The following is a 13,497-nucleotide window of genomic DNA, read 5'->3' on the forward strand; positions in this document are numbered from 1 at the left end:
GGGCATCTCCGACATGGGCGAGTCGCTGCGCAAGATGATGCAGGCGATCAAGGACACCGACCAGGCCCTCGCCGGCAACTGACGCGGTTCTTCGAGTGGATGCCGGCGGCTTCGGCCGCCGGCATCCACTCTGTTTTCCGCCGGCACCCGGGCGCGTTTGCCCGACCCTCGAAACCCACGTATCATAGAGCGGGTGTGCGCTCTCGCGCGCCGTCCGACGTGCCTCGGCGTGTCGGCGGCCGGGCGGGCGCCGCATCCCGGGAACGGTCTGCGAACAGGCCACCCCCACGGCATATCCACCACGAAACGCACGGCAGGTTCCTGTCGTGCCGGTGGGTTTGTGGTGAAACCACGACGCTGTCACCGTGCAGCATTATGAGGAGAGAACGTGCCAACTATTCAGCAGTTGGTTCGCAAGGGTCGCTCGCCCAAGGTCTCGAAGACCAAGGCGCCGGCGCTCAAGGCGAACCCGCAGCAGGCGGGTGTCTGCACCCGCGTGTACACGACCACGCCCAAGAAGCCGAACTCGGCCATGCGCAAGGTCGCCCGTGTCAAGCTCCGCAACGGCACCGAGGTCACCGCGTACATCCCCGGTGAGGGTCACAACCTGCAGGAGCACTCGCTCGTGCTGGTCCGTGGCGGCCGTGTGAAGGACCTTCCGGGTGTCCGTTACAAGATCGTCCGGGGTGCGCTCGACACCCAGGCTGTCAAGAACCGTAAGCAGGCTCGCAGCCGCTACGGCGCGAAGAAGGGCTGAGTCAGATGCCTCGTAAGGGTCCCGCCCCCAAGCGTCCCGTCGCCAACGACCCGGTCTACGGCGCCCCGATCGTCAGCCAGCTGGTGAACAAGATCCTCGTCGACGGCAAGAAGTCGCTCGCCGAGTCGATCGTCTACGGCGCCCTGCAGGGTGTCGAGGCGAAGAACGGCCAGGACGCCGTCGCCACGCTCAAGAAGGCGCTCGACAACGTGCGCCCCACGCTCGAGGTCAAGAGCCGCCGCGTCGGTGGTTCGACCTACCAGGTGCCGGTCGAGGTCAAGCCTCACCGCGCCAACACGCTCGCTCTCCGCTGGCTCGTGAGCTACGCGAAGGGTCGTCGTGAGAAGACGATGACCGAGCGCCTCCAGAACGAGATCCTGGATGCCTCGAACGGCCTCGGTGCCGCGGTCAAGCGCCGCGAAGACACCCACAAGATGGCCGAGTCGAACCGCGCCTTCGCGCACTACCGCTGGTAATCAGCTCTCGGTTGCCGGCCGAGGGCGAACCCCTCGGCCGGCAACCCCGCGACATCCCACTCCACACGTAAGGACACCCCGTGGCACAAGAAGTGCTCACCGACCTCAACAAGGTCCGCAACATCGGCATCATGGCGCACATCGATGCCGGCAAGACGACGACGACCGAGCGCATCCTGTTCTACACGGGCGTCAACCACAAGATCGGCGAGACGCACGACGGCGCTGCCACCACCGACTGGATGGAGCAGGAGCAGGAGCGCGGCATCACGATCACGTCGGCCGCCGTCACGTGCTTCTGGAACAAGAACCAGATCAACATCATCGACACGCCCGGTCACGTCGACTTCACGGTCGAGGTCGAGCGCTCGCTCCGCGTCCTCGACGGCGCTGTCGCCGTCTTCGACGGCAAGGAGGGCGTCGAGCCCCAGTCCGAGACGGTCTGGCGCCAGGCCGACAAGTACGACGTGCCCCGCATCTGCTTCGTCAACAAGATGGACAAGCTGGGCGCCGACTTCTACTTCACCGTCGACACCATCGTCAACCGCCTGAAGGCCAAGCCGCTCGTGCTGCAGCTGCCGATCGGCGCCGAGAGCGACTTCGTGGGCGTCATCGACCTCGTCGAGATGCGCGCGCTGGTCTGGCCCGGCGACGCCAAGGGCGACGTGACCATGGGTGCGAAGTACGAGATCCAGGAGATCCCGGCCGACCTCGCCGACAAGGCCGCCGAGTACCGCGAGATCCTCCTCGAGACCGTCGCCGAGACCGACGAGGAGCTTCTCGAGAAGCACTTCGGCGGCGAGGAGCTCACGGTCGCCGAGATCAAGGCCGCGATCCGCAAGCTCACCATCGCCTCCGAGATCTACCCGGTCCTCTGCGGCTCGGCGTTCAAGAACCGCGGCGTGCAGCCGATGCTCGACGCGGTCGTGGACTACCTGCCGTCGCCGCTCGACGTCCCCGCCATCGAGGCGAAGGACCCGAAGAACGAAGAGATCATCATCGAGCGTCACGCCGACCGTGAGGAGCCGTTCGCGGCGCTCGCGTTCAAGATCGTGACGCACCCGTTCTTCGGTCGTCTCACCTACATCCGCGTGTACTCGGGTCACCTCGACTCCGGCGCCCAGGTCGTCAACGCGACCAAGGGCAAGAAGGAGCGCATCGGAAAGATCTTCCAGATGCACGCCAACAAGGAGATGCCGGTCGACTCGGTCACCGCCGGTCACATCTACGCCGTCATCGGCCTCAAGGACACCACCACCGGTGACACCCTGTCGGATGCCGCCAACCAGGTCGTCCTCGAGTCGATGACGTTCCCGGAGCCGGTCATCGAGGTCGCCATCGAGCCCAAGACGAAGGCCGACCAGGAGAAGCTGGGTCTCGCGATCCAGAAGCTCGCCGAAGAGGACCCGACGTTCCGCGTCGAGCAGAACGCCGAGACCGGCCAGACGGTCATCAAGGGCATGGGCGAGCTGCACCTCGACATCCTCGTGGACCGCATGAAGCGCGAGTTCAAGGTCGAGGCCAACGTCGGCAAGCCGCAGGTCGCGTACCGCGAGACGATCCGCAAGACCGTCGAGCGTCACGACTACACGCACAAGAAGCAGACCGGCGGTTCGGGTCAGTTCGCGAAGATCCAGTTCGCGCTCGAGCCCCTCGAGGTCACGGCCGACAAGACGTACGAGTTCGAGAACAAGGTCACCGGTGGCCGCATCCCGCGCGAGTACATCGAGCCGACCAACCAGGGCTTCCAGGACGCCATGAACGTCGGCGTGCTCGCCGGCTACCCCATGGTGGGCGTGAAGGCGATCCTCACCGACGGCGCCTCGCACGACGTCGACTCGTCCGAGATGGCGTTCAAGATCGCCGGCTCGATGGGCTTCAAGGAGGCCGTCCGCAAGGCGAACCCCGTCATCCTCGAGCCGCTCATGGCGGTCGAGGTGCGTACTCCCGAGGAGTACATGGGCGACGTCATCGGCGACCTGAACTCGCGTCGTGGCCAGATCCAGTCGATGGAGGACGCCCAGGGCGTCAAGGTCGTCCGTGCGCTGGTCCCGCTGTCCGAGATGTTCGGCTACATCGGCGACCTGCGCTCGAAGACCTCGGGCCGCGCCGTCTACTCGATGGAGTTCGACAGCTACGCCGAGGTTCCTCGCAACGTGGCTGACGAGATCATCCAGAAGGTCAAGGGCGAGTAACCCTTTTCTGCCGGGATGCCTCGGTGACGAGGCATCCCGGCGGCACAACTTCACACAGAATCAACAGAACCGTCTCTACTAAGCTGGAGACATCCCCGTAGACGACCGACGCACACCAGCGTCCGGAACCTCTACACGAACGTCCTGAGGAGGACCCAGTGGCCAAGGCCAAGTTCGAGCGCACCAAGCCGCACGTGAACATCGGAACGATCGGGCACGTCGACCACGGCAAGACCACGCTCACCGCAGCCATCTCGAAGGTGCTCGCCGACAAGTACCCGTCGGCCACCAACGTGCAGCGCGACTTCGCGTCGATCGACTCGGCTCCCGAGGAGCGTCAGCGCGGTATCACGATCAACATCTCGCACGTCGAGTACGAGACCCCGAAGCGTCACTACGCTCACGTCGACGCCCCGGGTCACGCCGACTACATCAAGAACATGATCACCGGTGCCGCTCAGATGGACGGCGCGATCCTCGTGGTCGCCGCCACCGACGGCCCGATGGCTCAGACGCGTGAGCACGTGCTGCTCGCCAAGCAGGTCGGCGTGCCGTACCTGCTGGTCGCGCTGAACAAGTCGGACATGGTCGACGACGAGGAGATCCTGGAGCTCGTCGAGCTCGAGGTTCGCGAGCTCCTCTCGTCGCAGGACTTCGACGGCGACAACGCCCCCGTCGTGCGCGTCTCGGGCCTCAAGGCTCTCGAGGGCGACGAGCAGTGGACGCAGGCGATCCTCGACCTCATGGAGGCCGTCGACTCGTCGATCCCCGACCCGGTGCGTGACAAGGACAAGCCGTTCCTCATGCCGATCGAGGACGTCTTCACCATCACCGGCCGTGGCACGGTCGTCACGGGCCGCGCCGAGCGTGGCACGCTGGCCATCAACTCCGAGGTCGAGATCGTGGGTCTGCGCCCGACGCAGAAGACGATCGTCACCGGTATCGAGATGTTCCACAAGCAGCTCGACGAGGCGTGGGCCGGCGAGAACTGTGGTCTGCTCCTGCGCGGCACCAAGCGTGACGACGTCGAGCGCGGCCAGGTCGTCGTGAAGCCCGGTTCGGTCACCCCGCACACCAACTTCGAGGGCACGGCGTACATCCTGTCCAAGGAAGAGGGCGGCCGTCACAACCCGTTCTTCACGAACTACCGTCCGCAGTTCTACTTCCGCACCACCGACGTCACCGGCGTCATCACGCTGCCCGAGGGCACCGAGATGGTCATGCCCGGCGACACCACCGACATGACGGTCGAGCTGATCCAGCCCATCGCCATGGAAGAGGGCCTCGGCTACGCGATCCGTGAGGGTGGCCGCACCGTCGGCGCCGGCACGGTCACGAAGATCATCAAGTAAGTCTTCTGACTCACTGACGAACGCCCCCGAGCTCCGGCTCGGGGGCGTTCGTCGTTCCCGGCCCCAGTCCGAGTCGACCCGCGCCGACCATGCCCGTTCGTGCGCGACCGTGCCCGTCCGTCGCCGACTGTGCCCGTCCCGCGCCGAGCGTGCCCGTCCCGTGCCGAGCGTGCCCGTCCTTCGCCGACCGTGCCCGTCCTCCGAACGGCCACGGTCGCCGCGAAACGGGCATGGTCGACGAGGATCGGGCATGGTCGGGGACAAGGGGACCTGGCCGGGGCGCGGTGGCTCCTCCACAGGGCGCCGGCGGCGTCGGGGCATCCACAGCAGCGGGGGAAGGCGCCGGGTGAGCACGACGGTGTTGCCACGATCGGATGCATGGCCATACGTTCCGGGCGCATCCACCTGTTTGCTCGGTCCGGCGTGCGGCTGGATGCCGGATCCGTCGCGGGGGTCCAGCCGAACCTGCTCGCGCGGGTCCGCCAGGGGGCGTACGCGCTCGAGTCCGAATGGGGGCAGCTGTACAGCGAGATGCGGTTACGTACCCTTGCGCACGCTGTTGCCGCACGTCAGCGCGATGAGCGGGCGACCTTCTGTCGGGCCACGGCATCGGCCTTGTGGAGGCAGTCCGTCTTCCGGACCCGCAGCGACAGGGTCGACGTCATCGTGCCGCGGAGGTACACCCGGCGCGACGGCGCCGACGTCGTCCGTCACCAAGAGCCGCTCCCTGAGGGCGATGTCGTGCTCATCGAGGGCCTTCGGGTCACCTCGCTCGACCGCACGGTGTACGACGTCATCCGCACAGCGTCGCCCGAGGCCGGCATCGTGGTGTTCGATGATGCGCTGCGCAAGAAGGCGTGGGACGACAGGGCGCATACCTACGACGAGTCGAAGGCGGAGGAGTTTCGCGCGCTTGTACGCAAGCGCGTCGTCGCCGGCACCGGTGCCCGCGGCATCCGTCAGGCCCGAGTTCTCACCGAACTCGCTGACGGACGCGCCCAGCTTCCAGGTGAGGCCGTGTCGAGATTCTGGATGCTGCAGCTCGGCGTCCCGGCTCCGCAACTGCAGCTGCGCGTCGAGCTTGGTGAGAGCAGGTTCGCGCTGCTCGATCAGGCATGGCCCGAGTTGGGGCGCTGGATGGAGTTCGACGGCGCGATCAAGCTCACAGACCCGGAGTTCATGTCAGGCCGGTCCGCCGACGAGGTTCTCGCTGACCAACAGGAGCGCGAGTGGCTGGTGACGCGCGCCACCGGGTGGCGCTGCGACCATTACGGGTTCGATCAACTCGCGTCACTCGACGTCTTCGCCGCCTATCTCCGCTCGATCGGCATGAGGTGATTCCTCCGCCGACCGCACGTGGGCGATCCCTCAGCGACCAACGACTATCCTTGAGCGGGCGCCGACGCACGCCCGCACAACCCCGCGAAGCCAGGAAGGAGCCTCCCGATGGCAGGCATCCTGGTCCACGAATGGCTCGCCCGGCACGGCGGCTCCGAGAACGTGTTCGAGGTGCTGTCCAACACGTTCCCCGACGCGGATCGATTCTGCCTCTGGAACAACAGCGAGGGCCGGTTCGAGGGCGTCCACGAGACGATTCTCGCGCGCACACCCCTTCGCAGGAGCAAGGCGGCCGCCCTGCCGTTCATGCCCGTGGCCTGGCGGCATCTGCCCGAGCGCGACGCGGACTGGATCCTCGCCAGCAGCCACCTGTTCGCACACCAGGCCCGGTTCGGCGGTCCTGCGCGGGAGGCGCCCAAGCTCGTCTACGCGCACACCCCGGCACGGTACGTCTGGACGCCCGAGCTCGACGGCCGGGGCGCCGGCCCCGCGGCGCGAGCGGTCTCGACGCTGCTGAAGCCGATCGATCGCAAGCGCGCTGCGGAACCGGTCGCGATCGCCGCGAACAGTGCCTTCATCGCACAGCGCATCGCCGACACCTGGCAGCGTGAGGCCACGGTCATCCACCCACCGGTCGACGTGTCGGCGCTGACGGCGCCACCGGAAGAGCTCCGTCCCGCCGACCGGGCGACGCTCGCCGCACTGCCCCCCGAGTTCCTGCTCGGCGTCTCGCGGTTCGTGCCGTACAAACGGCTGGACCGGGTGATCGACGCCGGTATCGCCGCGGGCCTGCCCGTCGTGCTCGCGGGCGGAGGCCCCGACGAAGATCGTCTGCGTGCCTTGGCCGCCGAGCAGGGTGAGTGGGTCGTGTTCGTACGAGATCCGTCGTCCGGCCTGCTGGCGGAGCTATACCGCAGGGCGCTGGCGTTGATCTTCCCCGCCATCGAGGACTTCGGCATCATGCCCGTCGAGGCGATGGCGACCGGCACCCCGGTCGTCGCGAGCGCCGTCGGTGGCACGGCTGAGACCGTCGTCGACGGCGCGACCGGCGCGCTGGTCCACGACTGGGAACGCGGCGAACTCGCGACCGCCGTCGAGCGAGCGGTGTCGATGGATGCTGCAGCCTGTGTCGCGCGTGCTCAGGAGTTCGACACCTCCGTGTTCGTCGATCGCGTGACCGCGTGGGTGGCCGCCACGACCGGGAGCGATGTCGCCACGTCGCCTGCTGCGCCCGGCGGACTGCGGCCGTGACGGCGCTGTATGTCGACGACCGGTATCGCGGCGCCCACGGCATCGGCCGTTACGCCGGCGAGGTGCTCCCGCGACTGCGACCGGACTGGCGACCGCTCGGGCTCGACGGCAACCCGCACTCGCCGCTCGACACGTTCCGCGGCCTTCCCGGCGTCGGTCGCGACTCCCTCGTGTACTCGCCGGGCTACGGTGCACTGCTGCGGGCTCCCCGGCAGGTGCTGACCGTCCACGATCTCATCCACCTGCAGGGGCCGTGGCCGGGACGGGTGAAGTTCGCGGCGTACTATGGCGGCCCGGTCCGCCGCACCGTGCGCAAGACCGGCCTGGTTCTCACCGTGTCGGAGACATCGGCCCGCGCCATCCGCGAATGGGTGCGCGACGACACGGTGCGCGTGGTCAACGCCGGCAACGGCTGCTCGGCGGCGTTCCGTCCTGACGGCCCTGCCGAGTCGGCCACCGAGCCGTATGTGGTGTTCGTGGGCAACACGCGTCTGCACAAGAATCTCGATGTCGTGCTGCGCGCGCTCACGCTCGCCCCCGATGTGCGGTTGCGCGCCGTGCTGCCCCAGCAGGAGGTCGCGGACGCAGCCTCCCGCGCGTCTGCGGCGGGCGTCGCCGATCGTGTCGAGTGGATGCACGGGGTGGCCGATGACAAGCTCGCCGCCCTGTACCGCGGCGCGTCGGCGACGGTCATGCCGTCGACGCTCGAAGGGTTCGGACTGCCGGCTCTCGAGTCGGTCTCGTCCGGCGTGCCGGTGATCTTCTGGGGTGGCTGCGAGGCGGTCGCCGAGATCGTCGGCGACCGCGGGTGGGCGATGCAGTCGTCGAGGGATGCCGCGGAGTGGGCTGTCGCCCTGACCGACGCCGTCAGCGCTCGACGCCGCGTGGACCCGCCGACCGGTCAGTACGACTGGGACCGCACCGCCGCCATCGTGTCGGACGCCCTGGAGCAGGCGCTCGCGTAGCCCTCGGCCGACAGTCGATATCGTGGAGGGATGTCCGAAGCCATGACCGTCTCGAGTGTCGACGGCCCCGGGCAGCAGCGCACGCCGTATTCGCGGCTGTTCCTGATGCGCTCGTGGGTGACGATCTCGTTGCTGGCCGCCTACACACTGGTCGTGCTGGCGGTCACGCTGACCCCGAGCCTCGACACCTACCACGTCAATGAGGTCGGGTATCGCGTCGTAGACGCGGGGCGCAGCGCGGGTCTGTCGATGTCGTTCGGGATCAACCGGCTGTCGCTCATCATGAACGTCCTGATGTTCATCCCGTTGGGCGTTCTCACGGGGATCGTCCTTGAGCGGCCGCGGCGGATGTGGATCGGCGTCGTCGCGTTCCCGGTGTTCTCGGCGCTCATCGAATGGACGCAAGGAACGTTCCTGCCGGGCCGCATGGCCGACATCGGCGACATCGTGGCGAACAGCGTCGGCGGCTGGATCGGGCTCGCCATCGCGGTGCTCATCCGGAACGCTCTGGCGCGCCGCGCTGCACGGGTGTCATCCATCCCGACCCGTTGAGCCGACTCGCTCGTTGAGCGAGCGGAGCGAGACGAAACGCCGCAAGCCGCCGTTCGGACGCGACCGCCCTCGCACCGTATGCGCCGGCGTGAGTTCTCGAGTGCGGCTCACCGCGTTTCGTCTTCGCTCCTTCGTCGCTCCGCTCAACGACCGGGGGTGGTTCGCTCCTTCGTCGCTCCGCTCAACGACCGGTCACGCTCAACGAGCAGGCACGCTCCACACGATTCGCTCCAGTGCGTCGGTCTTCGCGTGCCATGACTCCGCGGACGCGCGTTGCGTGCCGGCGGCGTTGGGCGAGGGATGCCGCAGCGCGCGGTCAAGAGCAGCCCCGGCATCCACGCCCTCGCCGTACGTGAACACGCCGGCGCCCTCGTCCGCACGGATCACCGGGGTCGCGCGCGAGAGGACCGCGAGGCCCGCCGACAGGTATTCGTAGAGCTTCATGGGGCTGCGCCCGGCGTTCAGCGGATCGTCCGACAGCGGCAGCAGGCCCACACGGGCGCCGTGCAGCAGCGCCGGTACCGCGTCGTACACAATCGGGCCGAGCAGTTCGACGTTGTCCGCAAGCGCGACGGGGGGTTCCGCGACCGGCCCCGCGATGGCGAAGCGCACCTCGGGGTTCGATCGTGCCCACGTCGCGAGCTGCGTCCAGTCGAATCGACCGTCCAGCGCGCCGACGTAGACGCAGACCGCCGGGCGCGGACCGACCTCGGGGGAGGGCTGCGCGAAGCGGGCGGCATCCACCCCGTTCTCGAGGACGAGCGCTGGAACAGTGAGCGGCCCGAGGCCGTGCAGCACCTCGGCCGATGTGGCGATGACACCGTCGGCCGCGGCGACGATGAGGCGCTGCCGCTCGGCTTTGACCCCGTCGGGGTACAGATCGGTGGGACGGTACACGAGGCGTGGCGTGAGGCCGCGGACCGTGTCGTCCCACAGCAGCGGCTGGTCGATCAGGACCGCGTCGAACTCGGGGCCGATGCCGTGACGGCGGAGCTCGTTCGCGACACGGAACGGACCGTAGGGGCGGGGGAGCGTCGTGCGCGGGATGATGTGGGTGACGCCGTCGGCGTCGCGACGGGGGCCCCGCGGGACTGCGGCGTCATCGGGGCGGCTCACGCGTCCGGTGGCCCGGTGGGCGAGCGAGATCGGCGTCGAGAGGTGCACGACGTCCGCACCGCGCTGCGCGAGAGTGCGCGCGTAATGGTGGCTGCCGACGCGGAACGGCCCGAACGCGTGGCTGTGCGACAGGAACAGGATGCGCGGCCGGGCAGGGGTGCTGCCGGTCATGCGCGCGCCGCCTCGATCGCGCTGCGGATGTCGGCCTCGGTCTCGTCGAGTCGCGCCTCAGCCGCAGCGACGGCCGCGCGCACCTCGTCGGCGCGCGTGAGCTGTTTCGTGAGGAAGGCGGTGATCTCGTCGGGAGAGAGGGATGCCGCATCCGCCGACAGTCCGGTCAGACCGATCGTCGCGAACGAGTCGGCGATCTTGCGGGTCGGGTCGGCCACGACCTCGACGGGGACGGCGCCGCTCAGCGCAGCGAGGATGAGGACGTGCAGGCGGTCGGAGATCACGAGGCGTGCGTGGTCGTATCGCTCGCGCACGAGGGCTTCCTGTGCGACGGCGTCACGGTCGCCCCACTCGTCGAATACCCCGTCGAGCATCGTGGCGAGTTCGCGGGCGCGTTCCTCGTCCTCGCGCACCTGGACGACGGTGCGGACGCGCAGTTCGTGTGCTGCGGCGAAGGCTTTGAGGGCTTCCGCCCATTCTTTGTCGGGGACGGGACGCTTGCCGCGCAGGCTGACGATGAGCTCGTCGCGCTCGTCCCACAAGAGACCGGGGCGCTGCCCGGCCGCGAAGCCGATGTCGGGTGCGAGTCGCGATCCACCGGTGGTGGCCCGGCTCGTGCCGTCGCGCCAGAGTGCGAATTGCGATGCCTTCGCGGCCGTCGAGTGCAGCCACAGGGAGGGCTGAGTGGCCGCACGCACAGCCCGGGGTGGACGTACCACGATGCCGCGCTTGAGCCGGACGAGGAGGGTCTCGGCCAGGAAGACCAGTTCACGCAGGCCGTTGCCACGATCGAGCGGCACTTCGCCGGCCTCGAACACCAGGACGGGACGACGAGGCGCGGTCGCCAGCATCCACAGCCACCGCGCGATGCTGCTCTTCTCGCGCAGCACGATGGCGTCCGTGGGCACGCCCAGCTGCTGCAACCACACGTCGGGCGCCCCGCCGACGTAGGCGACGAGCTCGTCGGAGGTGCCGAGCGCCCAGTCCAGCGTGCCGCGCCGGATCAGCGCATCGCCGAGGTTGCCGGCCGGGCCGGTGAGGGAGACGAAGGTGCGGGTCGGGCGGGGGCGTCGTCGTGCTGTGGATCCCCCGCTGTGCATGAGAACAATCTACTTTGCGGCGTGTGCGCGAAGTTCCACGGGAGGGGTCGCGCGATCCGTGGTCAGGGCTCCTGCACGTCGTAGCCGGTGTCGGTGAACACGACTGCGCGCGGGCGGAGCTCAGAGATCTGACCACGTCGCTCGGTGAGGAAGTCGACACACGCCCTGATGTCGCTCTGGTCGACTTCGGCCATCCACGATGGATCCAGGTTCCACCACTCGAGCTCCAGCAGGGCGGCGACGATGTCGTCCGCGAAGCGTGGACGAATCACGCGTGCAGGTGTCCCCGCGACGATCGTGTAGGGCGGCACGTCGCGGGTCACGACAGATCGCGCCGCGACGATCGCGCCATCCCCGATCGTGACGCCGCCGCGCACGTACACGTCCCTTCCGATCCACACGTCGTTGCCGATCGAGACAGGCGTGTTGACCAGTCGCGCGCCCGACGGAGGAACGTCATAGTACCCCTCGCCGCCGCGCGCCCACGGGTACTCCTTGAGGAACACCGAAGACGTGCCGACGTGTTCGAGAGGGTGTTCAGGCTGCGCGCAGACGAGGTTGGCTCCGATCGCGCTGAATCGTCCGATGCGCACGCCACCGATCTGCGCTCCGTAGCGGATGATTGAGAACGCGCCGAGCGCGTGGACGTTGGCCAGGGGCGAGGACGAGAAGACCTGGGCTTCGATGCGGCGCCCTGCAGCCATGCTCAGGGAGGTCCGCCAATCGCCCTCTGTGGCGATGCGGAACCGCTCCTCCAGTTCGTCCCACGTCTCAGGAGTTGTCCGCATTGCTTGTTCCTGCCCGTGATGCGGCGCTTTCGAGAGAGAGCTTCCGGTTCTTGATCAGCATGGCGAATGCGACCTGGGCGTCAGGTGTCACAACGAGCTCCTTCACGCGCGAGATCGCCTCGTTATCCAGCTTGTTGAAGCGTGAGCTGGCCGTGTTGAACAGACGAAAGAGGAGCGCACCAAGAGTGCGTGCCGTCTGCGGGTCGTAAGAGTGGCGCACGGCCTCTCGCTGCATCTCGAGGTAGCTCAGGAAGTATCCCCGCATCGACTTTTCCACCGAGGCGGACGTCATTATGGAGTTCGCTCGCACGCGCCGAGCGTAAAAGTCCAGCGCGACGCGCACGGCGCGTCCAGCGTTGAGCATCACGGCGAACGTGAAGGGATTGTCTTCGTGCATGATGCCGGTGACGAAACGGACGTCATTGTTCGTCAGGAGAGAAGTCCGCGTCATGTACAAGCAGGCGCTCGGCTTGTACTCGGAAGCGGAGAACTGGGACACGGCCAGCTCCGCCCCCGTGACCACCTCGACCCGTGCAGGAGAACGTGCGTAGTAGTTCGCGAAGGGCCTCCACGATTCGTCGGAGACGCCAGCGTCGCGAAAAGCCACGGCGTCGAACTGCACGACGTCGAGATTGTCTTCATCAGCACGACGGACCAACGTCGACAGTGCATCCAGCTGCCAGTAATCGTCGCTGTCCAGCAGACAGGTGTAGCGGCCTCGTGCGGCGTCTATCCCCGCGTTGCGCGCAAGCGCCTGACCGCCGTTCGGCTGGTCGATGACTCGAACCCGCGTCGGTTCGAGCTCCTCGTACTCGCGGAGGATGCGCAGCGAGTCATCGTCCGATCCGTCATTGACGCACACTAATTCCACCGTGACGCCGGATTGCCCCAGGACGCTGAGCAGGCATTCGTGCAGCCAGGCCGCGGCGTTGTGCACAGGGATGATGACTGAGACATCGACATCTGGGTTGGGAGGACCGTCGCTTGAGGAGGGCCCATCGGAGACAACCTGACCCGACATCGTTGCGCCATGCGCGGCTTCTTTCACGTTCTCTCCACTCCCCAGAGAGCCGCCGCCGAGATGCACGGAGCAGCGCGGCGGCTACGAAGCAAATCTATCGGCAGATCCATCCTCGACTCGGATGACGACGAGGCGACGTAACAGATTGCGGACGAGTCGAGCCCATAGCGGAGTCCCGACCGCCGCTCTCGCTGCCACAGCGATCACCCATCACGGCCATCGATCGGGCGGCCAGACAAGCGGCCCACATTTGCGTGGGTAGGATTCTCTGACGTGCCGGCGACGCCCGGTGTGGTGGCGCTCAAGCGCCGTGAGCATGAGGAAGCAGAGCCAGATGGATCTTCTTGTTGTCGGTTCGGGGTTCTTCGGGCTCACGGTGGCGGAGCGGGCTGCTGCTGCGGGTCGTCGGGTGGTG

At 67.6% G+C, this 13,497-nt stretch carries 13 protein-coding genes; 9 read left to right on the top strand and 4 right to left on the bottom strand.

What is annotated here, in order from left to right; all coding sequences use genetic code 11:
* The first annotated feature begins 388 nt into the window (after positions 1 to 388).
* The 8 genes from rpsL (at position 389) to ABEA46_RS20285 (ending at position 8,886) form a co-directional block, all read left to right on the top strand.
* Positions 389 to 757 (top strand): 30S ribosomal protein S12, encoded by a 369-nt coding sequence (gene rpsL, locus ABEA46_RS20250; protein WP_018171438.1) that lies wholly within the window; start codon positions 389 to 391, stop codon positions 755 to 757.
* Between the two features lie 5 nt (positions 758 to 762).
* Entirely contained in the window at positions 763 to 1,233 is a 471-nt protein-coding gene (gene rpsG, locus ABEA46_RS20255) for a 30S ribosomal protein S7 (RefSeq protein WP_018171439.1), read from the top strand.
* Positions 1,234 to 1,313: 80 nt separating this feature from the next.
* Positions 1,314 to 3,428 carry an elongation factor G gene (fusA, locus tag ABEA46_RS20260; protein ID WP_345547255.1) on the top strand — a complete coding sequence of 705 codons (2,115 nt, stop codon included), beginning with the start codon at positions 1,314 to 1,316 and terminating at the stop codon, positions 3,426 to 3,428.
* 158 nt (positions 3,429 to 3,586) lie between these two features.
* On the top strand, positions 3,587 to 4,780 hold the full coding sequence (tuf, locus tag ABEA46_RS20265; protein WP_345547256.1) for an elongation factor Tu: 1,194 nt from the start codon (positions 3,587 to 3,589) through the stop codon (positions 4,778 to 4,780).
* A 741-nt stretch (positions 4,781 to 5,521) separates the two neighbouring features.
* The gene (locus ABEA46_RS20270; protein WP_345547257.1) at positions 5,522 to 6,118 is read left to right on the top strand and encodes a hypothetical protein; all 597 of its coding nucleotides are present in this window, start codon (positions 5,522 to 5,524) and stop codon (positions 6,116 to 6,118) included.
* Positions 6,119 to 6,226: 108 nt separating this feature from the next.
* Positions 6,227 to 7,369 carry a glycosyltransferase gene (locus ABEA46_RS20275; protein WP_345547258.1) on the top strand — a complete coding sequence of 381 codons (1,143 nt, stop codon included), beginning with the start codon at positions 6,227 to 6,229 and terminating at the stop codon, positions 7,367 to 7,369.
* On the top strand, positions 7,366 to 8,334 hold the full coding sequence (locus tag ABEA46_RS20280) for a glycosyltransferase (protein WP_345547259.1): 969 nt from the start codon (positions 7,366 to 7,368) through the stop codon (positions 8,332 to 8,334). The genes ABEA46_RS20275 and ABEA46_RS20280 overlap by 4 nt, the downstream gene beginning before the upstream one ends.
* Before the next feature lie 30 nt (positions 8,335 to 8,364).
* Positions 8,365 to 8,886, top strand: coding sequence for a VanZ family protein (locus ABEA46_RS20285; protein ID WP_345547260.1), 522 nt, complete (start codon positions 8,365 to 8,367; stop codon positions 8,884 to 8,886).
* A gap of 198 nt (positions 8,887 to 9,084) precedes the next feature.
* Here the strand turns inward: ABEA46_RS20285 and ABEA46_RS20290 are convergent, their stop codons facing one another.
* The 4 genes from ABEA46_RS20290 to ABEA46_RS20305 form a co-directional block, all read right to left on the bottom strand.
* On the bottom strand, positions 9,085 to 10,173 hold the full coding sequence (locus ABEA46_RS20290) for a glycosyltransferase family protein (RefSeq protein WP_345547261.1): 1,089 nt from the start codon (positions 10,171 to 10,173) through the stop codon (positions 9,085 to 9,087).
* The gene (locus ABEA46_RS20295) at positions 10,170 to 11,273 is read right to left on the bottom strand and encodes a hypothetical protein (protein ID WP_345547262.1); all 1,104 of its coding nucleotides are present in this window, start codon (positions 11,271 to 11,273) and stop codon (positions 10,170 to 10,172) included. The genes ABEA46_RS20290 and ABEA46_RS20295 overlap by 4 nt, the downstream gene beginning before the upstream one ends.
* Before the next feature lie 62 nt (positions 11,274 to 11,335).
* Positions 11,336 to 12,061, bottom strand: coding sequence for a CatB-related O-acetyltransferase (locus ABEA46_RS20300; RefSeq protein WP_345547263.1), 726 nt, complete (start codon positions 12,059 to 12,061; stop codon positions 11,336 to 11,338).
* Positions 12,045 to 13,109, bottom strand: a complete 1,065-nt coding sequence (locus tag ABEA46_RS20305; protein ID WP_345547264.1) for a glycosyltransferase — start codon at positions 13,107 to 13,109, stop codon at positions 12,045 to 12,047. Before ABEA46_RS20305 ends, ABEA46_RS20300 begins: the two co-directional genes overlap by 17 nt.
* 307 nt (positions 13,110 to 13,416) lie before the next feature.
* Between ABEA46_RS20305 and ABEA46_RS20400 the strand changes: the two genes are divergently transcribed.
* Positions 13,417 to 13,497 (top strand): NAD(P)-binding protein (locus ABEA46_RS20400; RefSeq protein WP_425563178.1); only part of this gene is annotated, 81 nt, incomplete at its 3' end.

Origin of the sequence: Microbacterium jejuense (assembly GCF_039544225.1) — a bacterium.
Classification (GTDB): Bacteria; Actinomycetota; Actinomycetes; order Actinomycetales; family Microbacteriaceae; genus Microbacterium; species Microbacterium jejuense.